The organism is Tenacibaculum discolor, assembly GCF_003664185.1.
In the GTDB taxonomy this organism is placed as follows: Bacteria; Bacteroidota; Bacteroidia; order Flavobacteriales; family Flavobacteriaceae; genus Polaribacter; species Polaribacter discolor.
The window spans coordinates 40,187-62,047 of sequence record NZ_RCCS01000001.1; the positions used below are offsets into that span (position 1 = coordinate 40,187).

Sequence of the window (21,861 nt, forward strand, 5' to 3'; positions counted from 1 at the left end):
ATGTTACTAAAAGAACAAAGCGTTAATGAAAATATTGATATAAGATTGGCTGAAAAAGCTCTAATGTTTTATACAGAAGAAGCTCAGGAGCTTAATGATTTAATAAAAAATAATTTTTATAAATTGGTAGAGGTTGAATTTATAAAACTGATAGATAACTATCCAGATGTAAAAAAATACTTTAATGAGTTGTCAAATGCAGAACAAAAGAGCTTAATAAAGGCACCAGAAGTTTTGAGTATGTTATTTGTGCCTGATGAAACTTTATCCAATATTAATATAAATTATTTTTTATTAAGATTAATTGAAACGGAGAGAGCAAAAAAGACAGGAGCATTTGATGTTGAAAAATTTGGAGAAAGTCTTTGGTCGGCTGACGGTTCCTTTATGATTTCGTATGATAATGATACGAGAAGCTTCTCTACTTTTGAGCATCCTACTTTATCAAACACTACAATACCACAAGATTTTTTTAGTCATTTTAACTTAATAAACTCTAAAGATAAGGATCATTATAGCTCTGAAGGGTTAGAACCTAAATTGTATTCTTTTGAAGAAGCTGATCTTGTAGCAAATAAAATGAATAGGGTTTTTGATAAGCTAGATGAATGTTTTAAAAATTTTATTCATACCTATACAAATGTTTTGATGCTGAAAAAAACTCGCAACGAAAAGCTATTCACTTCTGGTACAGATTCAAGACATATTAATAGGGTGATAATAACAAATGCGCATACAGTAGAAGACGAGGTTATAGCTGATGCTATGGTACACGAGGCTATTCATGGTACATTAACTATTATAGATATATTTAATGAATGGCAACCTAGTAGAAAAGTATCTAAAGCATTTGGGAGAAAAATTTATTCTCCATGGACTAATAATTTATTAACAATAAGAAATTTAGTTCAAGCTATATATGTTTGGTATGGATTATATAATTTTTGGAAGACAAAACCAATAAACCTTAGTAAAAAATACGCTGAAGAAAGGGTTACTTTTATAGAAAATGGATTTAATAAATTAGATATTAATCCATATAAGAATATTATAAATTCAACTACCTTTAGAGAATTAACTTTAATTAAAAATAAATTTATATAATAAGAAAAATAATTAATGATTGTAAATAAGTTTCCTTTTTTTTATCAAATATCAAGTCGAGATTGTGGGCCTACTTGTCTAAGAATAATAAGTAAATATTATGGAAAAAAACTGATTTTTAGTGACTTAGATAAGGAAAGTCTTTCTTACAATGGAATGTCTATAAATGTATTAAATGATTTAGCATCTAAGCTTAATTACAAATCTTTGATAATAAAAACAGACTTTGAATCAATTGAAAATAAAGCTCCTTTACCTTTTGTAGCGCATTGGAATCAGAATCATTATATAGTTGTATATAAATTCACAAAAAAATATGTGTATGTAGCTGATCCTTCTTTTGGGAAAACTAAATACACTAAGGCAGAGTTTTTAAGAGGTTGGTTATCTGAAAAAAAAGTAGAAGATAAGAAAAAAGGAATAGCTCTTTTATTAGAGCCTAATGAGGGTTTCTTTAAGGAAACTGGAATTAAACAGGTTTCAGAAAAAAAATTTAACGCTTTCCATTTTTTAAAGAAATATTTTTTATTCTATAAATATCATGTAGGACAACTATTATTAGGTTTTTTTCTAGGAAGTTTGTTACAATTTATTTTTCCTTTTATAACAAAATCTATCATTGATTTTGGAATAAAAAATAACAATATAAGTTTTTTAATATTTGTTTTAGGATTCCAGATTCTTTTGTTTGTATTAAATGTTGGAATTGAGTTTTTAAGAGCTCATATACTTATACACGTTAGTAGTAGGATTAACATTTTCATTATATCGGATTTTTTTGTAAAAATAATGAAGTTGCCTATTAGTTTTTTTACATATAAAATAACAGGAGATTTAAATCAAAGAATTAGGGATCATGAAAGAGTAGAGCGATTTATATCTACTTCATTATTAAAAAGTGTATTTTCATTTTTTAGTTTAGCGGTTTTTAGTGCTGTATTGTTTGTTTTTAGTAAAATAATATTTATGATTTTTCTAATTGGAATTACAATAGAGTTAAGTTGGATATTTTATTTTCTAAAAAAAGTAAGAATATTAGATCAAAAAAGTTTTTCATTAAATTCAGAAGATCAAAATAAGGTATTTGAACTTATAACTGGAATTCAGGATATAAAGCTAAACAATATAGAAGATAAAAAAAGATGGGAATGGGAGAGAATACAGTTAAATAGATTTGATGTATCTTTAAAAAAGTTAAAATTAAAACAAGTCCAAGAAGGAGGACAACGTTTTTTTAGCTATCTACAGATTATTCTAATCACTTTTTTCTCAGCATATTTAACTATTAAAGGAGAGTTAACTTTAGGGTCTATGATGGCGATTCTTTTTATTATTGGTCAAATGAATGCCCCTATAAGTCAGTTAATTAATTTTATTCTTCAAGGTCAATTAGCTAAGTTAAGTATTGATAGGCTTATAGAAATTCATGAAAAAGAAGATGAAAAACAAACTTTTGAAGATACTTTAAAAGAGACTGGAGTTCAAGATATAAAAATAGACAAATTAAAATTTTCTTATTCTGGAAGAATTAAAGAGTCAGTTATAAATAATGTAAGTTTAGTAATTCCTAAAGAAAAAATTACAGCTATTGTTGGGGTTAGTGGTAGTGGAAAAACTACTTTACTAAAGCTATTATTAAAATTTTACGACCCAACTTATGGAGAAATTTTAGTTAATAATACAAATTTAGGAAGTATTAACAGTAGCTATTGGAGAAATAAGTGTGGAGCAGTACTTCAAGATAGTTTTATCTTTTCTGATAGTATTGCAAATAATATAGCTTTAAATGAACCAGATTACCAGTCCACTGACCATAAAAAACTTGTTGAGGCTTGTAAAATAGCAAACATTCATGACTTCATAGATCAATTACCTTTAAAATATGGGACTAAGATAGGGCAATATGGAATAGGTTTAAGTCAAGGACAGAAACAAAGGTTATTGATTGCAAGAGCAGTATATAAGAATCCTGATTACTTGTTTTTTGATGAGGCTACAAACTCTTTGGATGCAGAAAATGAAAAAGTAATTATTAATAATTTAGAAAAAGTTTATAAAGGAAAAACAGTTGTTATAGTAGCACATAGATTAAGTACCGTGAAAAATGCAGATCAAATAATTGTTATGAATAATGGACAGATAAGCGAAATAGGTACACATGAAGAACTTGTTATAAATAAAGAAAGATATTACAGTTTAATAAAAAATCAATTAGAACTTGGAGTATAACAATTTGACAAAAAATAAAGCCCCTGAAACAGCTGCTGTTTTAGAATCAATTCCTAGTTGGATTTTGCGTTGGGGGATTTTAATTATGGCTATAATTGTAGCTATAGTAATTATTTTAAGTATAAAATTAATTCATTTTCAATATAAACTTAGCACTAATGTTCATGTTGAGTCAGGCTCTTTATTCCTTAGTAAAACTCTAAATGACGAAATTAATATTAACGAAGTTGAATACATACTTATAGGAGATTCAAAACCTATTAGAATAAGTGACTTGAATATTGTCTCTAACCAAAAAAATATAGTCATCAAAATTCCTTCTTATTATTCGGGTACGTTTAATGTAAAAGACACTCTTAAAATTGAAGTATTCCAAAAAAAAAGCCTATTAGAAATAATTGTGGGTGATATAAATTAATCACTAATCTCACCTTAATAAGTATGCTAATAACGCACACTTAAATGGCATAATTCGCTAAAAAATATTATTAGGTTGTTCTTGAAAAAAAAGTTAATAAGTTGTTTTGTTAGTTAATTATGTGGTGTTTTCAATATGCTAGGAACGGATTTTGTTTTTGATTGATATATTTCTTTTAGAAGTTATAACTTTTCTACTTGGAATTTATTTACAGAAGTATTTTTACTTCTTTTAGGAAGTAGTTAAAGAAATAAAAATAGAAACAAACAAAAATGTAGAAGTATAATCATTAGCTAGTTTCGCTAAGAATTAAGTTGTTAGTTACTCTTTTGGCATTGGAATTTTATTTCTGAAATCAAAAGCTACTTCTGAAGCACCGTTTTTTTGTAGATAATCTAATTTATCAACAGCTTCTTGTATAGTAGGGTATTCACCTTCAGGTATCCACCACATTGCAGTGTATACTTTTCCGTAGGAATGAAACCATTCTTTTCTTCTTTTCAAGAAATCTGTATGAAAAGTCTTGTACACAAAATCCCCCAAAGTCTCAATAGATTCCCAAACAGAAACATTAATAATTACCTGTTCGTCATTATAAGGATTAAAACTTGTAGCATCATTATTCTCGTCTTTTAGTCTCCAAACAAAACCCTCACTGTTTTCAGCCAAATTGTTTACACGGTCTAAATTATCTACAAACTCTTTCATAATAGGATCTTCAATATTTACTCCTTTCATTCGAGCTACATTGATTTCAGCGAGATGGTACTTTTTCATAGGTGTGTTTTTTTATGTTGTTAACGTATTTGTATAAGGATTTTCCGTAGGAAAATCAAAGTGACCAAATTCGCACTAACTTTGGATTTTGTATTAAACTACGCATTATTTTTATATGGTGTTAAGTGCAGTATTTTTTCTACCACAATTTCCAAAATGACTTTTTCCTTTTTAATTCAGTTTCTACACTAACAGGTTTGTTATACTTTTCCATTATTTCAAAAACTCTACTATAATTGTAGTCTATGTTGTCAACTGTCTTTTTCCAATCTATTTCAGAAATTTCAATCCTAGTATCTAATGAACCATTCCATTTTACGTTAAATCCGTTCTTTCGTAAAACCTCCATTATCTTGTCGGCAACTTCTTTTGCTAGACCATCTTCCCGATTATGGCTGTCAAATGCAATAAATAACATTTTTTGTTCTCCAATTGCTCTTTCTAAATCTTGAGTATGGTAGAAGCAATAACCTTTAGCATTAATACCAATTTCTTTCAGTTCCGCAATAATTTCAGAACAGTCATCTTCACCGTCGCTTTTCGTGTAACCTGCTTTGTGAAGAGAAACAATTTTATTTTTATTAAGTTCGTCAAAGGATTTTACTAATCTGTCAAAATCAGTTGGCTTTTCCCATTTTAGACTATCAGCTTTATGTTTTTTTAATCGACTATCGATTTCTTGTTTTAACCATTCTTCATCGAAGTTACTTTCATCGTAAAACATTTCACTTATGCTTTCAAGTAAATTATCTCCGTTTTCAAACCCAAAAAGTACATCCTTTTCTAGTTGTTCTATTGCTTCGTCTTTAATTTCTTGTTTCATTCTTTATTGAAGTTCATCATTTTTTCGCATTACACACAACGGTTTGTGTATGATTTTTTGCGTGGGTTTGGCACTAAGTTAATAAATAAAAACTGGCAATAATTCAGCGCGAGGATTTTCCGTAGGAAAATCAAAAGCAATGAATTATACACGTTGTTACCACACGTTTTTTATTTTAATTCAGTTATGTTTTGGTCAAACCAAACGTCTTCGTGTCCCTTATTGTCAATCAAAAAGCGATATCCAATATCAAGTCCGAGATATTTTATTATTTCAGGTTTTAATTCAATCAGATGTTCTAAACATAGAGGTTGGAAAAAATCATCAGAATCTGACCACTCGCCACTCCAAATATACCAGCCGTTCATTTTTCCATGCTCGGGATGGCGAAGTCCGTTTACTGGTTCAAGTTTCAAATCCGTTGCAAGTCCGATGAAAAGTTTTTCGTCAATTTGAGTAAAGTCAGAATTATATTTTTTGCAAATCTGTTTTTGTTCGTCAAAATGCTTATTTAATATTCCAACTATTTTGTTTTCCATAAGGGGTGTGTTCAAATGTGTGGCAACTTGTTATAAGAGAACAAAAATTACTTTTATCCGGAGTATTGAAGGTGATAAACGGAAGTTTTAGCAATTTTATTTGTCTTGTTTCAAGCATCTAATATATGACAAAATAAAAAATCATACAAAGAAGTAAGGTTATAATAGGGTGTCAAAGGTTTGGATAATAGGATACTGTTATAGAAATTATTTCATTTTAAAAACTACTATTTTATCATAGTTTAATAATTTATATCCTAACAATTTTTCCGTCATCCAATTCAATAATACGATCTGTTTTTTCAGCAAAATCTAAATCATGTGTCACCATTAAGAGTGTTTTGTTATAGGTCTCTGTCAGTTCTTTAAATATATTAAAAACAATGTCTGCGTTTTTACTGTCTAAATTCCCTGTAGGTTCATCACACATAATAATAAGAGGATCATTTATCATAGCACGAGCAATAGCAACTCGTTGTTTTTCACCCCCAGATAATTTATAAGCCATTGTGTTTGCTAACTTTTCAATACCCAAATCTTTTAAAAAAGCATAAGCGTTGTGTTCTAATTCTTCTTGGCTCACTTTATTTAATTTGAACCCAGGAAGCATTACATTCTTTAAAGCACTAAACTCGTTTAGTAAATAATGAAATTGAAATACAAAACCAATTTTTTCATTTCGTATGGCAGCTAGTTCTTTTTCCGTTTTAGTATGTACAGATGAACCATCAACTATAAGCTCACCTGTAAAGTCTGTATCCATGGTAGATAGAATATAGAGTAATGTGGATTTTCCGCTACCTGACCTACCAACAATAGAAGTAAACTCACCACGATTTAAGCTAAATGATACATCTTTTAAAATATCAACTCTAACTGGATTATAGAATGATTTAAAGATGGAATGTGCTTCTAGTACAATATTCTTTTCCATTTATTTTCCTCTTATAATAATTACTGGGTCTACTTTACTAGCCTTTTTAGCAGGCATCCAGCCCGCCAGGAAAGTTGTTGCCATTGCAAATACTACTGCTATAGTATAGTACTGTATTCCATAATCAATAGGGTAGGTGTTTACTTTGGGTAATGAAGGGGTATTGAAAGGAATTGAATCGATGCCCAAGGATAATAGAAAACCAAATGATAACCCTCCTAAAGCTCCAGCAATGCCAATGCTTAAGGAGATAGTAATAAATATATTCTTTACATCGTTACCTGCAAACCCCGTAGCTTTAAGAATGGCAATGGTATCCATTTTTTCATAAATTAACATATTAAGGATGTTATAGATTCCAAACCCTGAAACAATCAATAATGTGATGCCAACAGCATATGAAATAATAGAACGTACGCTACTACCTGTTTCAAATTGAGCATTGGCTGTTTGAATGTCTTCTGCATTAACATTAAAAAATGTTTCATACTCATTAGCTAAAGCAGGAGCCTCGTTTAGGTTTTTGAGTTTTATTTGAATATCACTGATGTAATTGCTGTTTACACCGAGTAGTTTTCTTGTTGTTTGTAAGCTGGTAAAGCTTTGTACTTTATCAATTTCAACCAAACCTGACTGAAAAAAACCGACTACTTTTAAATAAAACTGTTCTCCTTCAGTTGAAGTAACCGTTATAAGATCTCCTATTTTTGCATTGATAATTTCCGCTGCGCTATATCCAAGAATTATGCTATTGGGGACTTTCTCGAGATCTTGGTAATTTCCTTCCATTACATAATCACTAAATGCAAAAAGTGCTGACTCCTGATTAACTTCTATACCATTGATAATTCCATTAAGGTCAATATTTCCGAAATTGTAAAAGACTTGTGTTGTTATTTTTGCAGCAACACCTTCAACACGATCATCCTTTTTAAGTTTATTTATAATTTGTTGAGCATTATATATTTCTATACGAGTATTCGCTGGTTTTATTGAGCTAATATAATTGTGATAATTTTTATATTTTTCACTTAAATCTATGGGTTGTTGTTTAGAAGGCTTGATATCATTATACAAACGAATGTGTGGTGTACGATTTAAAACTATTCCATCTAATAAATTGTTAAGTCCCTCCATAAACCCTAGTAGCGCTACAAAAAGAGCAATACTAAAAGTAACGCCAATAGCTGCAACAAGGGTTTGTTTCCAACGAGCAAGCATAAGTGCACCCGCAATTTCTATAAGGTATTTATATTTCATTATGGTAATTGAATCTTTGTAGATTTATCTATTCCACTGATAATTTCAACTAACTCATAATCCATTAAACCAGTTTCTACTTTTTGAAGCTGCCCGCCCTCTAACATAACATAAGTATCATTTATTATATACTTTCTTGGTATTGTTAAGGCATTTTGTTTTGTTTGGATAATGATGTTTGCTTCTAAAGAGAGGTTAGGGAAAAGTTTAGTAGGCTTATTGGTGAAAATAGCTTCAGCTTGGAATGAACGTGTTCTAATATTCATCATCGGTTCAATAGAAATAACTTTAGCTTCAAAAACTTGTGATTTATAACTGTCCATTCGTATAATAACTTGTTGTCCTTTTTTTATCTTAACAATGTCTTTCTCGTCAATACTTAATTCTATAATAAAATCTTCAGTACCAATAATTGCAACAGGTTTTTCACCACGATTTATTTCTCCTTCTTCTTTGTTAATTTGATAAACTAAACCATTTATCTCACTTTTCACTACAAAATCGTCTTCCTTTAATTGAGCAATTTCTAAATTATTTTTGCTTTGACCAGAAGCTAATTTTAATTGACGTTTGAGGTCGTTATAATTAGTTTTTGCTTTTATATATTCTGCTTTAGACCTTTGATAGTTTAACTCTTTTTGTTCGTACTGTAACTTACTTCCTATATTCTTACTCCAAAGATTTTTTTGTCTTTGAAACTGCAATGAATCATAAATGAGATTTTTCTTTGCGAGATCAATAGTTTTTTCTGCATCAAGCAATTTGTCTTTATTCCTCGTATAATCGGCAGCAAAGGATACTAGTTTAGCATTTTCGGTTGCGATTTTCAAATTCTTATTATCTATTTGAAAAAGAGGAGTTCCTTTTTTTACATGAGCACCTTCCTGCACAAATATTTTTTCTATAACACCAGTTGTTTGGCCAAAAACCTCGTATTGGTTTTTAGCTTTTATAAAACCTGTTGCGTAAACACTTTCAGTAATATTTTTAGTTTCAGGCGTTGTTGACTCCTTTTTGTTTGTACAAGAATAGAGTGTTAAGGAAAATATTAAGGAGAGAAATAATTTTTGTTCAAATTTCATTATCAATATGGTAAGAGCTATGTTTTTTATATAAAGTACAAAAACTAGTGTATAGATAGCTATGAGACTTGCTAACAATTATTTTCTGTAGAGAAGTTAGTCGTAAGCGAGTAAAAAACATTTTGAATAAGTGTTTTCCTCATACTTATTACACACTATTGGTATTTATTTTTCAATTTAGCTTAAAGTTAGCAAAAAATGCTTTAGAAAAGTAAAACAAATAACAATTGAGTAATTTTTTCTAAAATGTTTACTTTTGAATAACAGAAAGTTATAAGGTTGTTAATGGACACGTTGAATTATCTTGAAAACAATAAATCAAGCGGTTTTTGTTCAAACAGCTAAATGTTCTTTTTCTCTTATCAATTTAATTCTAAAATAAAAATTGGGTAAATAAAAAATAATACTATAACTTTGCCCCGTTCATTAACGTATTGATGTTATCAAGAAAGGTGGAGGGAATAGACCCTTTGAAACCTTAGCAACCCTTTGTGCAAACAAAGAAGGTGCTACATTCTACTGCTTCGGCAGAGAGATAACGAAAAGAATTTTACTTCCTCTTTTCCTGATAACATTACACTAAATATCAGGAATGTCAAACATTTATCAAGAAATACAAAAACGAATTCTCGTGCTCGATGGCGCTATGGGAACCATGCTTCAGGAATATAAGTTTACTGAAGAAGACTTTCGCGGAGAACGTTTTAAAGACTACCCAACACCGTTACAAGGAAACAACGATTTGTTGTCCATCACACAACCAGAAGCAGTAAAAGAAGTTCATAGAAAATACTTTGCTGCAGGAGCTGACATTGTAGAAACCAACACTTTTTCAGGAACTACTATTGCCATGGCAGATTACCAAATGGAAGATTTGGTATATGAGTTAAATTATGAATCTGCCAAAATAGCCAAAGAAGTAGCTGAGGAGTTCACTGCCAAAGAACCACACAAACCTCGATTTGTGGCAGGCTCTATAGGACCTACCAACCGTACGGCAAGCATGTCGCCAGATGTAAATGATCCAGGATACAGAGCCGTAACTTTTGATGAGTTACGAATTGCGTATAAACAACAAGTAGAAGCGTTGATAGATGGCGGTTCAGATATTTTGTTAGTAGAAACTGTGTTTGATACCTTAAATGCAAAAGCCGCTTTATTTGCTATTGAAGAGGTAAAAGCTGAACGAAACATAGAAATTCCTATCATGATTTCTGGAACCATTACAGATGCTTCAGGAAGAACATTGTCAGGACAAACAGCCGAGGCTTTTTTAATTTCTGTATCTCATATTCCGCTGCTGTCGGTAGGGTTCAATTGCGCTTTAGGAGCCAATTTATTACAGCCTCACTTAGAGGCGATAGCCTCTAAAACAGACTTTGCTATTTCTGCTCATCCAAATGCAGGATTACCCAATGCCTTTGGAGAATATGACGAAACTCCAGAAGAAACAGCGGAGCAAATAGAAGAATATTTAAAGAAAAATTTAATAAACATTATAGGAGGGTGCTGTGGTACCACACCAAAACATATTTCAGCCATTGCAGCAGTAGCTGCGAAGTACAAACCACGTAAAGCTGAATTTATTGCAACAGTACAAAATAGTTAGTAGATGAGTGAGGAAAGACGATATATGAAGTTATCTGGTTTAGAACCGTTAATTATTACACCCGAAAGCAATTTTATCAATGTAGGTGAACGTACAAATGTAGCAGGATCGCGTAAATTTCTTCGATTAATTAAAGAAGAAAAGTTTGATGAAGCCTTAGCGATTGCACGTCATCAAGTAGATGGAGGAGCGCAAATCATCGATATTAATATGGATGATGGTTTAATTGAAGGGAAAGAAGCGATGGTACGTTTCTTAAACTTAATAGCATCAGAACCTGATATTGCCAGAGTTCCTATTATGATTGATAGCTCTAAATGGGAAATTATAGAAGCTGGGTTACAGGTAGTACAAGGTAAATCGGTTGTAAATTCCATTTCTTTAAAAGAAGGAGAAGAAAAGTTTATTTGGGAAGCTACGCAGATTAAACGATATGGAGCCGCAGTAATTATCATGGCTTTTGATGAAGTAGGACAAGCCGATACCTACGAAAGAAGAATTGAAATTGCAGAGCGTTCGTACAACATATTAACCGACATTGTCGGTTTTCCGCCAGAAGATATTATTTTCGATTTAAACATCTTTCCTGTAGCTACGGGAATGGAAGAGCACAGAAAAAATGCGTTGGATTTTATTGAGGCTACCCGATGGGTACGAGAAAATTTACCGCATGTAAGTGTAAGCGGTGGAGTAAGTAACGTATCGTTTTCTTTTAGAGGAAATAATGTGGTACGTGAAGCTATGCATTCTGTATTTCTATACTATGCTATTAAAGCAGGTATGAACATGGGAATTGTGAATCCGACAATGTTAGAAGTCTACGATGATATTCCGAAGGATTTATTAGAACATATTGAAGATGTTGTTTTAGATAGAAGAGATGATGCAACTGAACGTTTATTGGAGTTTGCGGAAACTGTAAAAGGAACTAAAAAAGAAAGCAGTGAGCAAGTTTTAGAATGGAGAAGTTTACCGCTGCAAGACCGTATAACACACTCTTTAGTAAAAGGAATAGATGCTTTTATTGAAGAAGATGCAGAAGAAGCACGTTTAAGTGTAGCAAAACCATTACATGTAATTGAAGGGCATTTAATGACAGGGATGAATGTAGTAGGAGACTTGTTTGGAGCAGGAAAAATGTTTTTACCACAAGTAGTAAAATCTGCTCGAGTAATGAAGAAAGCAGTAGCGTATTTGAATCCGTTTATTGAAGCTGAAAAAAGCGAAGAACAGAAAGCCATTGGAAAAATATTAATGGCAACGGTAAAAGGAGATGTACATGATATTGGTAAAAATATCGTATCTGTAGTGTTAGGTTGTAACAACTATGAAATTGTAGATTTAGGTGTGATGGTTCCACCAGAAAAAATCATAGAAACCGCTAAAAAAGAGAAGGTAGATGCTATTGGTTTAAGTGGATTGATAACTCCTTCGCTGGATGAAATGGTGTACTTGGCCAAAGAAATGGAACGTCAAAATTTAGAGATTCCATTATTGATTGGTGGAGCAACAACCTCAAAAGCACATACTGCTGTAAAAATAGACACACAATATAAAAATGCAGTAGTACATGTAAATGACGCTTCAAGAGCTGTAACTGTTGTAGGAGATTTATTAAACCAAGAAACCTCTAATGAATATGTGGCTAAGTTGAAAAAAGATTACGAAGAATTTCGTGATAAGTTCTTAAAACGAGGAAAACAAAAGCACTATATATCTATTGAAGAGGCAAGAGAGCGAAAATTTAAAATAGATTGGGATACTACCAATATTACCAAACCTAGAGAACTAGGAATACAAAAGCTAGAACAAGTAAGTTTAAAAGATTTGGTACCGTATTTTGATTGGAGTCCGTTTTTCCGTTCGTGGGATTTACACGGAAAGTTTCCTGATATTTTAGAAGATGAAGTAGTAGGGGTAGAGGCAACCAATTTGTTTGCAGATGCTCAAAAGATGTTGCAACAAATTATAGAGAAACAAGCATTAAAGCCCAAAGCTATTTTTGGTTTGTTTGAAGCGAATTCTATTAACGACGATGATATTTCAGTTCAAAAGAAAGGAAAAGAAGTCGCCATATTTAGAACCTTACGTCAGCAATTAAAAAAGCGTGAAGGTAAACCAAGTTTTGCCTTGGCTGATTTTATTGCACCTAAAGAAACAGAGAGATCGGATTATATAGGGGCTTTCTGTACGGCCATTTTTGGAGCTGATGAATTAGCGCTACAATACAAAGAAAATCACGACGATTACAATGCAATTATGGCACAAGCTATTGCCGATCGTTTTGCTGAAGCTTTTGCTGAATACTTGCATCACAGAGTAAGAACAAAACACTGGGGTTATGCTTCCGAAGAAAATCTAACGAATGATGAATTAATAAAAGAAGATTATAAAGGAATTCGTCCCGCACCAGGATATCCTGCATGTCCAGATCATTTAGAAAAAGAAACGATTTGGGAACTTTTACAAGTTGAAGAAAACATCGGGGTTAGCTTAACAGAAAGTTTAGCCATGTGGCCAGCAGCAGCCGTTTCAGGATATTATTTTGCCAATGAAGAAGCTAAATATTTTGGGTTAGGTAAAATAACAGACGACCAAGTAAGAGATTTTGCAGAACGGAAAAACATTTCCTTAGAAAAAGCCAGAAAATGGTTACACCCAAACATATCAGACAATTAAGAATAATTTAAAAATAAACAAACAAAAGAGCGTATTTAATTAACAATAAGTTTTAAGTTAGGTAAACTAAAAACTACAAAACAGTAGTAATATTGCCATATAAAAAATCAATAAAATTAGACAAATGAAAAAGTATAATTTAGAGATTCGATTTGCAATACAGCTACTGGTAATGGCAGCAATATCATTAATTGCAGCTTCATTAGTATAGTTAAATACGCCTTTATAAGATACACTTATGAAGGTAATAGAACATTTAGAAAAAGCTAACGGAACATCATTGTTTTCGTTTGAAATACTTCCACCGTTAAAGGGAGATACAATAGAATCAATATTCAAAAATATTGATCCGTTAATGGAGTTTAATCCTCCTTTTATAGACGTAACCTATCATCGTGAAGAATATGTGTATAAAGAGTTAGGAGATGGACTCTTAAAAAAACAGGTTGTAAAAAAACGCCCAGGTACTGTTGGTATTTGTGCGGCTATTCAAAATAAATACCAAGTAGATGCTATTCCACATATTTTATGTGGAGGGTTTACAAAAGAAGACACTGAAAACTTTTTAATAGACCTCGATTTTTTAGGAATTGATAATGTAGTTGCATTGCGTGGTGATGCAGTAAAAAGCGAAACTTATTTTAAACCAGAAAATGATGGACATGTGTATGCAAGTGAGTTAGTTACACAAATAGAAAACTTAAATAAAGGAAGGTATTTGGATGATGATTTGCAAAACTCATCAAAAACAAATTTTTGTATTGGTGTAGCAGGATATCCTGAAAAGCACATGGAAGCGCCAAGTTTAGATTCTGATATTCACTTTTTAAAAAAGAAGATAAAAAATGGAGCAAACTATGTGGTAACACAAATGTTTTTCGATAATCAAAAGTATTTTGAGTTTGTAGAAAAATGTAGAGAAGAAGGTATAACTGTTCCAATTATTCCAGGTTTAAAACCTATTTCAACCAAAAAACAGTTGAATTTAATTCCACACCGTTTTAAGGTAGATTTACCTGATGCGTTGGTAAAAGAGGTTGTGAATTGTAAGAGTAACGCTGAGGTACGACAAGTAGGAGTAGAGTGGTGTATTGCTCAAAGTAAGGAGTTACAACAGAAAGGTGTACCTATTTTACATTATTATTCAATGGGAAGATCAACGAATATTCAACAAATTGCAGAGACAGTTTTTTAATCGCAGGGCGATAGCCAAAGGTTTAATTCTTAGAGGAAGTAGATCACTAACTGTCATTGCGAACAGAGTGAAGCAATCTGTAAGTCGACAAACAGATTACTTCGTCGTATCCTCCTCGTAATGACTTCTTGTCATTCCGAACGATAGAGAGGAATGAATCTCATTCAATAGAGTAAGAATTTTTTTTACTGTTATTGTGGTGTGGTTATGTCTTTTATGTGATAAAATTGAAAGTAATATATTTACGTGTTAAATAATGAAAAAGATGAAATTACCATTATATCAAATAGACGCTTTTACAGATAAAGTTTTTGGAGGGAATCCTGCTTGTGTTGTTCCATTACAAAATTGGTTACCAGATGAAGTTCTTTTAAAAATAGCAAAAGAAAACGCTGTGGCAGAAACAGCATTTTTTGTTGATAAAGGAGAGAAAATACATTTAAGGTGGTTTACTCCAGAAATTGAAATGGATTTATGCGGGCATGCAACACTTGCAACAGCTCATTGTTTACACTCAATTTTAAACTATCCTCATAACGAAATAGTATTCGAAACACTGAGTGGTGATTTAACTATTACAATTGAAAAAGATTTCTATTCTATGGATTTACCCTCTAGAATGCTTGTTGCTTCTGAGTTACCTGAAATTATTCAGAACTCTTTAAGTATAGCACCTAAAGAGGTTTTAAAATCTAGAGATTATGTATTAGTATATGATTCTGAAGAGGAAATAAAAAATATAAAAGTAGATAGACAGACCTTTGATCAAATAAATTTAGATCCAGGAGGGGTAGTAGTTACAGCTGTAGGAAATAATTCCGATTTTGTATCAAGATATTTTACACCACAATCCTCTATTTTAGAAGATCCTGTTACTGGTTCTTCTCATTGTTCATTGGTACCATTTTGGAGTTCTCGATTGAATAAAGATAATCTTGATGCAATACAAGTTTCTGAAAGAGTAGGAGTATTAAAGTGCCAAAATAAAAAGGATAGGGTTATAATTAGCGGTAAAGCTAAAACGTATTCAGAAGGAAACTTATGGATTGAATAACTAGTATTTAAAGAATTGTCATTTCGAACCGAAGGAGAAATCTCATTAAAGTGAGTTATTCATTTGCTTAAGATTTCTCACACTTCGTTTCACTTGGTTCGAAATAACAAGAAGTAATCGGTTTGTCGACTTACAGATTGCTTCACTCTGTTCGCAATGACGTACTTATCTTCTTATAAGTAATTATTAATTGCTCTTAGCCTTAATAAAATCAGAAATTAAATAGCTGATATATTTTCCTACTTGTCCGTTAGCAATGTCATCTTTAACAACTGCTGGAGCACCCTCACAAATGTGTAAATAAGAAGCATTTTGTAGCTTTCCAAAATAATGTGTGAATCTACGTGCTTGCTGTGGTGTAAATCCGCTAGGTGTCATGGCACTACTAGGAAAGTGTTGCACACAATCCAAATCGATTTCAATTCCGAAAGGAGTATTTTCTATAAAACTTTCAGCGCGTTGTAACTCACCATCAAAAGAAGTAGACTGATATACTTCTAACTCTTCAAAGGTGTTGTATTCTAAGTTTAAACTATCGTGAATCATTTCAAAAACATACTGAGGCGTATAGTTCTCATGTAACCCGAACATAAAGTAATTTTGAATAAAACCTTCTTGTAATGCGTACGAAAACCCGTTACCACTATGGCGTTCTTCCAAACGACGTAAATCGGTATGCGCATCTAGGTTAATTACATTTACAGGTTGTTCCTTTCCTTCAGAAAGTCCTTTAATATTTCCGTAAGCGTTGTTATGACCTCCACCAATAATAATTGGTGTTTTACCACTTTTAACAATGACTTTGATAAGGTTAGAAAGTTCTTTATCAATTGCTTTTACTAATAAATCACCTTTCTCTCTGTCGTTAACGTCAAAGCTATATACATCGTCTAAACAATCTAAATATCCTAAAACTAGGATGTTATTTCCGTCAATAAACTGATTCTGCTGTGTATTTAAAAATGCTTTTAAAGCAGGAACAAAAGCAGTATGTGCACCACCATTTCCACCATTCATACGAACCCCAATATCTTCGGGAACTCCTAAAATAACAAAAGAAGCAGTAGAATTTTTAAGTTCCTCTTGTAGCTCTTTTTTAGAATTGATGGTCGCAACACATTCTCCTAATTTTGTTTCACCTTCACGTGGGGTTACAAACTCTTGTATGTCTTTTTTGTTGAATATTGTTAGCATATCGTTGTATTGTCACTCCTGCGTAGGCAGGAACCTTTTTGTTAGTTATACTAGTTTTTTGTTAAATTGTTCCAATTAGAACCTTCTTTAACTACTGAAATTTATTTTTCATGCTTTTTTACTTTTTCTTGGTTACTTCTATACATTAACCTATTCTATTTTCTAAAAAAAATCAAAAACTATTTAATAAATAAAAAGTTCTTTTTTTGTACTCATATTCTCCTAAGTTTACATGTGAATAACTCGGTTCTTTATAAGAATAATTCACTATCACTTTTTTACCCTTACAGTTTTTTCGTTCATCTTTACTAAAGTGTTGAACTCTGACTGTTTTAAAATATAATTTTCCATTGACTTTATATTTATATTTTACAGAGTGTTTAGCTGTTGATGCATCGTATTTTATGATGGTACCCGTTACTTGTCTTTTATAATTTAAAATAAGATAATCTTTTCTCAACTCATAAGTTAAAATACCAATGATTATTGAAATTGCTAGAAACCCTCCTAATAAACTTGAATAGTTTTTTCTTTTCTTATTCATTTTAAAAAATACTTTCTGTCGGTAACTAAGCTACTGTTCAAAGATTCTTCTTTCAAAATTGTTAGTAACACCAATATATAAAACACCTTCTTTTTTGTTTGTTATAATATAAATATAATATTGATGATTGGTTTTATACATCTTAATATCCTCTAAGAGATTCCCGCCTACGCAGGAATGACAAGCTTTGTTAAAACGTCATTTCGAACTAAAGTGTAACGAAAGGAGAAATCTTAAGGTACAAAGGATCTAAACCTTAAGAATGTTCGTAACTCACCTTAATGAGATTCCTCGTTATCACTCGGAATGACAGGGTATAATTTACATTTCTTTCCCGTTGATGAACACAGAATCAATTAAATTACTTCCGAAGGAATAAGGTAAAAACCCATACGAAGGAATCTCTTTGGTAAGGATTAAATTCGCTTTTTTCCCTTTGGTAATACTTCCAACCTCATCAGATAAATTCATTGCATACGCTCCGTTAATTGTTGCTGCATTAATGGCTTCTTCTGGTGTCATTTTCATTTTAATACAAGCCGTTGCTACTACAAAATTCATGTTTCCTGAAGGTGTAGACCCTGGGTTGTAATCGGTAGCTAAGGCCAACGGTAATCCTGCATTCATAATATCACGAGCAGGAGTGTACGGAATACTTAAAAAATATGAACACGATGGTAAGGCAACAGGCATAGTTTGCGTTCCTTTCAATGCTTCAATATCTTCTGTATTCATAACTTCTAAATGGTCTACAGATAAGGCATTGTGTTTTATACTTACTTGAACTCCACCAATAGTTGTAAACTGATTTACATGTACTTTTGGTGTTAATCCGTATTGTTGCGCAGCGGTTAAAATTCTGTCGGTATCTTCTACCGAGAAATATCCTGTTTCACAGAAAGCATCTACAAAATCAGCAAGGTTTTCTTCGGCAACTTTAGGTAGCATTTCATCAATAATTAAATTGATGTATCTTTCTTTATTGTTTTTATATTCAGTAGGAAAGGCATGTGCTCCTAAAAAGGTAGCTTTTACAGGAATGTTATAATTCTCGCGTAGCTTTTTAATAACGCGCAACATTTTTAATTCAGCGTCTACGGTTAAACCATATCCTGATTTTATTTCAACTGCTCCAGTACCTAATGCAATAACTTCTTCTAATCGTTTTGCAGATTGTTGGTATAGCTCTTCTTCTGACGTTTCTTGTAACTTCTTTGCAGAGTTTACGATACCACCACCACGATTGGCAATTTCTTCATAACTCAATCCGTTAATTCTATCTACAAACTCTTGCTCACGATTGCCTGCATATACAATATGCGTATGCGAATCACACCAAGTAGGCAACATCATTTTACCAGTACAATCCACAGTTTTATCAGCAGAAGTAGGGACTTTTTTCATGCTTCCATAGTCAGTAATAATACCGTTTTCAACCAATAAAAAAGCATTTTTAATTGTAGGTAAAATGTTCATCGAAGCTCCTGATACTTTTTTTGTACTTGTTTCTCTAATTTGGATTAATTCTTTGATGTTTATGAATAAAGTTGTCATGTTGAATGCTTAAATTTGTTAGACAAACTTACGGTAAAAACTACAATTTATGATACATTTTTTAGGAGTGATTTGTGTTTTAATACTCTTTTCTATTTCGTTAATTCACGTTTATTGGGCTTTTGGTGGAACTTTATGGGTAGATGCTGTAATACCTACTAAAACAGCAAATGAAAAAGCGATGAATCCACCTAAAGCACTAACTTTTGTAGTAGCTATAGTAGTAGGTGCTTTTGCGGTTGTGTATGCAGAAAAAACACAACTATTTACGTTACCTTCAATGCCTACATGGCTACAAAAATATGGACTTTATGTTGTAGCCAGTATTTTTATAATCAGAGCTATAGGTGATTTTAAATATGTAGGCTTTTTTAAGAAAGTTAAAGCAACTGAATTCGCAATAAATGATACCAAGTATTTTTCTCCACTATGTTTATTTTTAGGAGTAGTTGGAGTGTTAATGGCGTTTTTGAGATAACGTAGTTTTACTAATTAACCTTACTCCAGAATTAATGTCATGTGAAGGTAAAAAGACTAATTTATTATTCTTTGCATAAGTCTTTATTTTCTCATAAGTGTTTTTCGTTTCTTTATAATTCACATTAATTCCAGGCAAATCATTTGTTATAAGTTGTTCTTGATTGTAACAAACATCTCCTGCAAATAAAATATCACATTCGTCTGTTTTAAATAGAACGGAAGCATGGTTTTTAGTATGACCATTAGTAGGTATTAGTAACAGATCTTCAGATTTTGTTAAAGGATAGGCTTCATTGAAGGTTTCAATAAAATCTTTTTTGTATTTGACTGTTTTGGGTTTAAACCAATCAGGAACAAGTTCAGGAAAATGACCAGAAGGGTTTTTGTATTCATCTTTGTTTATAATCATTTCTACACTTTTAAAATCTTTTATACCGTCGGTATGGTCAATATGTAAATGGGTCAATACAACACTTTTTATACTGTCATTTGATATACCTAGCTTTTGAAGCTGAACCCCAATTTCATTTTCTTTTGAAACATTAAATTTGAAATTATTTTTACTGTACTTAGCTACTATTTTTCCTGCTGGCTTAAAATAATCAGGATGCATAATGTTTGCATTTTCACCAGTATCAATTACAATATTTCCTTCAGGATGTTCAATTGCCCATGCCCAAATAGGCATAAATTCTGTAAAATGTTTATCCAATGAGATTTTGATAGGTGTTAAAAAATGGGCAGTTGGATTTGTTCTGTGAGCTCTTTTTACAGCTACCATACCAGTTTGTATGGCATGAACTTTAATTTCTTTACCATTACACTTTACAGTGGTGGTTTGTGTTACTAAGTTGCTGATTTTTTCAGTTAAAGCTGTATTGTTAATTTTTGATTGAAGCTTTTTATCAGTTTGAGCAAAATGACTAATAGGCATCCTACTTAGTAAAGTTATACTTCCTGTTGATTTAATAAGTTCTCTTCTTTGCATAATTTGTTGTTTTAAATTTTACACAAAGTTGAGGGGATTAAATCTCAATTCTTTTTACCGATGTTAAAAAATTATTTTAAAGCTCTTACTCTACTTAAAGTAACTTGAGTCATACCTAGATAGGAAGCTAAATCTCCTAAAGAAATTCTATTTATGCAATTCGGAAAACGTATCAAGAAATTATCGTACCTCTCTTTAGCACTTTCGAATTGCATTGAATTTATGCGCTCTTGAAGCTGAACTAATGCCATAATAGATAACTGCCTTCCAAGTCTTTCCATGTCATGATACTTTGCAAATAGTTTTTCTAAATCAGAATACGAAATTCCAACTAATTCAGAATCTTCCATGAGTTGGACAAAATGTTTACTAGGCTGATGTGTAAGAAAACTTGTAACTGATGTCAACAAATTACTTTCATCACTAATCCAATCAATGAGTTCTTTATCCTCTTTCAGATAAAAAACCTTTCCAATTCCTGACTTTACAAAGTAGAGGTATTGAGAAGTTTGACCAGCTTTAACTAAATAGTGTCCTTTTGAAAAATTAAAGGTTTTGCATTTCGAGAGGAAATCTAAAGAACTTTCTTCCTTAAGTGGAGATATGTTTTTTAGGTATGAAATAAATGTTTCCATAGTTAAAGTTTAATTCTAGCAAAAGTTAAATAACACCAATAGTTTAGTGTGTGTTTAGTTATGTATTTGAGCAACCAATTTAGTAAAAGTGGATGAGGAGAGGAATTTTTAAAGAAAATACCTGAGTAGATTTATATCAAGCAATTAATTATACACGTTGTTGAACTGCTTTTTTATTCAATTTAGTTTTATTCATTCGGTTTACAATATAGAAACCAATTATAGCTAAAGGGATTCCAATTCGGAAATGCTTTCCGCTATAAATACCGTTAAAGCCCTCGTAAAAAAGGTTAAGCTCAATTCCAATTCCTATTCCGATTAAAGTTAAAATTGAGTAAACTATAAGTAATGTCTTTCCGCTTTTATTTGTTTTATTCCATACAACAAAACTGAAAATTAGATAACATAAATATCCGAGAATTGCCGAGTTAAGATAGGTTTCCATTGACGTATTCAACGCAATATCAATTATAGAAAATTTTAATTGAACATTTAGAAATTCAAACCCGTTTTCAATTCGGAATGTGACTAAAAAGATTGAAAATATCAATCCTAAAATCAAAAGCATGTTTTCAGTTCTCATTTTTCTAAATTGTTAGAATGTTCTAGTATGACCGTAAGTTACGGGTTTATATATGTTAATTTTTAGTTTAGTGATATAAGTTTACAATTACTGAGGATTGGGACGTTGTTGAATCCATTTGTTATTAAAACTAAAAATGTTGTCATTTCTCAAATGTGTGGTAACGGTCTCGTGTATGAG

Annotated in this window: 21 protein-coding genes and 1 riboswitch; of the genes, 8 read left to right on the plus strand and 13 right to left on the minus strand. The window is 31.5% G+C overall.

Annotated features, from left to right (window positions below):
- From C8N27_RS00185 to C8N27_RS00195, 3 genes are read left to right on the plus strand one after another with little or no spacing between them, the layout of a single operon-like run.
- Positions 1-1,104 carry a hypothetical protein gene (locus C8N27_RS00185; protein ID WP_121145635.1) on the plus strand — a complete coding sequence of 368 codons (1,104 nt, stop codon included), beginning with the start codon at positions 1-3 and terminating at the stop codon, positions 1,102-1,104.
- A 15-nt stretch (positions 1,105-1,119) separates the two neighbouring features.
- Entirely contained in the window at positions 1,120-3,333 is a 2,214-nt protein-coding gene (locus C8N27_RS00190; RefSeq protein ID WP_121145637.1) for a peptidase domain-containing ABC transporter, read from the plus strand.
- A 4-nt stretch (positions 3,334-3,337) separates the two neighbouring features.
- Positions 3,338-3,751, plus strand: coding sequence for a hypothetical protein (locus C8N27_RS00195; protein ID WP_147431685.1), 414 nt, complete (start codon positions 3,338-3,340; stop codon positions 3,749-3,751).
- A 321-nt stretch (positions 3,752-4,072) separates the two neighbouring features.
- Here the strand turns inward: C8N27_RS00195 and C8N27_RS00200 are convergent, their stop codons facing one another.
- From C8N27_RS00200 to C8N27_RS00225, 6 genes are all read right to left on the minus strand, one after another.
- On the minus strand, positions 4,073-4,528 hold the full coding sequence (locus C8N27_RS00200; protein ID WP_121145641.1) for a DUF3291 domain-containing protein: 456 nt from the start codon (positions 4,526-4,528) through the stop codon (positions 4,073-4,075).
- 139 nt (positions 4,529-4,667) lie between these two features.
- Complete coding sequence (locus C8N27_RS00205) at positions 4,668-5,351, minus strand: DUF6891 domain-containing protein (RefSeq protein ID WP_121145643.1); 684 nt, start codon at positions 5,349-5,351, stop codon at positions 4,668-4,670.
- 170 nt (positions 5,352-5,521) lie between these two features.
- Positions 5,522-5,890 (minus strand): immunity protein Imm33 domain-containing protein, encoded by a 369-nt coding sequence (locus tag C8N27_RS00210; RefSeq protein WP_121145646.1) that lies wholly within the window; start codon positions 5,888-5,890, stop codon positions 5,522-5,524.
- A 250-nt stretch (positions 5,891-6,140) separates the two neighbouring features.
- Entirely contained in the window at positions 6,141-6,824 is a 684-nt protein-coding gene (locus tag C8N27_RS00215; RefSeq protein ID WP_028891821.1) for an ABC transporter ATP-binding protein, read from the minus strand.
- Entirely contained in the window at positions 6,825-8,084 is a 1,260-nt protein-coding gene (locus tag C8N27_RS00220) for an ABC transporter permease (RefSeq protein ID WP_121145648.1), read from the minus strand. It lies immediately after the preceding gene.
- Positions 8,084-9,166, minus strand: a complete 1,083-nt coding sequence (locus C8N27_RS00225; protein WP_121145650.1) for an efflux RND transporter periplasmic adaptor subunit — start codon at positions 9,164-9,166, stop codon at positions 8,084-8,086. Before C8N27_RS00225 ends, C8N27_RS00220 begins: the two co-directional genes overlap by 1 nt.
- A 437-nt stretch (positions 9,167-9,603) precedes the next feature.
- Positions 9,604-9,708: riboswitch (SAM riboswitch) on the plus strand.
- A gap of 50 nt (positions 9,709-9,758) precedes the next feature.
- On the opposite strand from C8N27_RS00225, the gene C8N27_RS00230 reads away from it, so the two are divergent.
- The 4 genes from C8N27_RS00230 to C8N27_RS00245 all read left to right on the plus strand — a co-directional run bounded on the left by C8N27_RS00230 (position 9,759) and on the right by C8N27_RS00245 (position 15,703).
- On the plus strand, positions 9,759-10,775 hold the full coding sequence (locus C8N27_RS00230) for a homocysteine S-methyltransferase family protein (protein WP_121145652.1): 1,017 nt from the start codon (positions 9,759-9,761) through the stop codon (positions 10,773-10,775).
- Between the two features lie 3 nt (positions 10,776-10,778).
- The gene (gene metH, locus C8N27_RS00235; RefSeq protein WP_121145654.1) at positions 10,779-13,454 is read left to right on the plus strand and encodes a methionine synthase; all 2,676 of its coding nucleotides are present in this window, start codon (positions 10,779-10,781) and stop codon (positions 13,452-13,454) included.
- Positions 13,455-13,692: 238 nt separating this feature from the next.
- Positions 13,693-14,649 (plus strand): methylenetetrahydrofolate reductase [NAD(P)H], encoded by a 957-nt coding sequence (gene metF / locus C8N27_RS00240; RefSeq protein ID WP_121145656.1) that lies wholly within the window; start codon positions 13,693-13,695, stop codon positions 14,647-14,649.
- Positions 14,650-14,914: 265 nt separating this feature from the next.
- Entirely contained in the window at positions 14,915-15,703 is a 789-nt protein-coding gene (locus C8N27_RS00245; RefSeq protein WP_121145658.1) for a PhzF family phenazine biosynthesis protein, read from the plus strand.
- A gap of 186 nt (positions 15,704-15,889) precedes the next feature.
- On the opposite strand, the gene C8N27_RS00250 is transcribed toward C8N27_RS00245, so the two are convergent.
- The 4 genes from C8N27_RS00250 to hutI form a co-directional block, all read right to left on the minus strand.
- A complete protein-coding gene (locus C8N27_RS00250; RefSeq protein ID WP_121145660.1) occupies positions 15,890-16,897 on the minus strand; it encodes a formimidoylglutamase in 1,008 nt (335 codons plus the stop codon).
- Between the two features lie 172 nt (positions 16,898-17,069).
- Positions 17,070-17,441 carry a hypothetical protein gene (locus C8N27_RS00255; protein WP_121145662.1) on the minus strand — a complete coding sequence of 124 codons (372 nt, stop codon included), beginning with the start codon at positions 17,439-17,441 and terminating at the stop codon, positions 17,070-17,072.
- A 30-nt stretch (positions 17,442-17,471) separates the two neighbouring features.
- Positions 17,472-17,582: a GIY-YIG nuclease family protein gene (locus C8N27_RS16125; protein WP_121145664.1), complete on the minus strand. Its 111-nt coding sequence runs from the start codon at positions 17,580-17,582 to the stop codon at positions 17,472-17,474.
- 180 nt (positions 17,583-17,762) lie between these two features.
- On the minus strand, positions 17,763-18,995 hold the full coding sequence (hutI, locus tag C8N27_RS00265; protein ID WP_121145666.1) for an imidazolonepropionase: 1,233 nt from the start codon (positions 18,993-18,995) through the stop codon (positions 17,763-17,765).
- Positions 18,996-19,044: 49 nt separating this feature from the next.
- On the opposite strand from hutI, the gene C8N27_RS00270 reads away from it, so the two are divergent.
- On the plus strand, positions 19,045-19,473 hold the full coding sequence (locus tag C8N27_RS00270) for a DUF3995 domain-containing protein (protein ID WP_121145668.1): 429 nt from the start codon (positions 19,045-19,047) through the stop codon (positions 19,471-19,473).
- On the opposite strand, the gene C8N27_RS00275 is transcribed toward C8N27_RS00270, so the two are convergent.
- The 3 genes from C8N27_RS00275 to C8N27_RS00285 all read right to left on the minus strand — a co-directional run bounded on the left by C8N27_RS00275 (position 19,453) and on the right by C8N27_RS00285 (position 21,681).
- Positions 19,453-20,463: an N-acyl homoserine lactonase family protein gene (locus C8N27_RS00275; protein ID WP_121145670.1), complete on the minus strand. Its 1,011-nt coding sequence runs from the start codon at positions 20,461-20,463 to the stop codon at positions 19,453-19,455. The two genes, C8N27_RS00270 and C8N27_RS00275, sit on opposite strands and share 21 nt — an antisense overlap.
- Before the next feature lie 71 nt (positions 20,464-20,534).
- Positions 20,535-21,098: a Crp/Fnr family transcriptional regulator gene (locus C8N27_RS00280; protein ID WP_121145672.1), complete on the minus strand. Its 564-nt coding sequence runs from the start codon at positions 21,096-21,098 to the stop codon at positions 20,535-20,537.
- 148 nt (positions 21,099-21,246) lie between these two features.
- Complete coding sequence (locus C8N27_RS00285) at positions 21,247-21,681, minus strand: hypothetical protein (RefSeq protein ID WP_121145674.1); 435 nt, start codon at positions 21,679-21,681, stop codon at positions 21,247-21,249.
- Between the last annotated feature and the right edge of the window lie 180 nt (positions 21,682-21,861).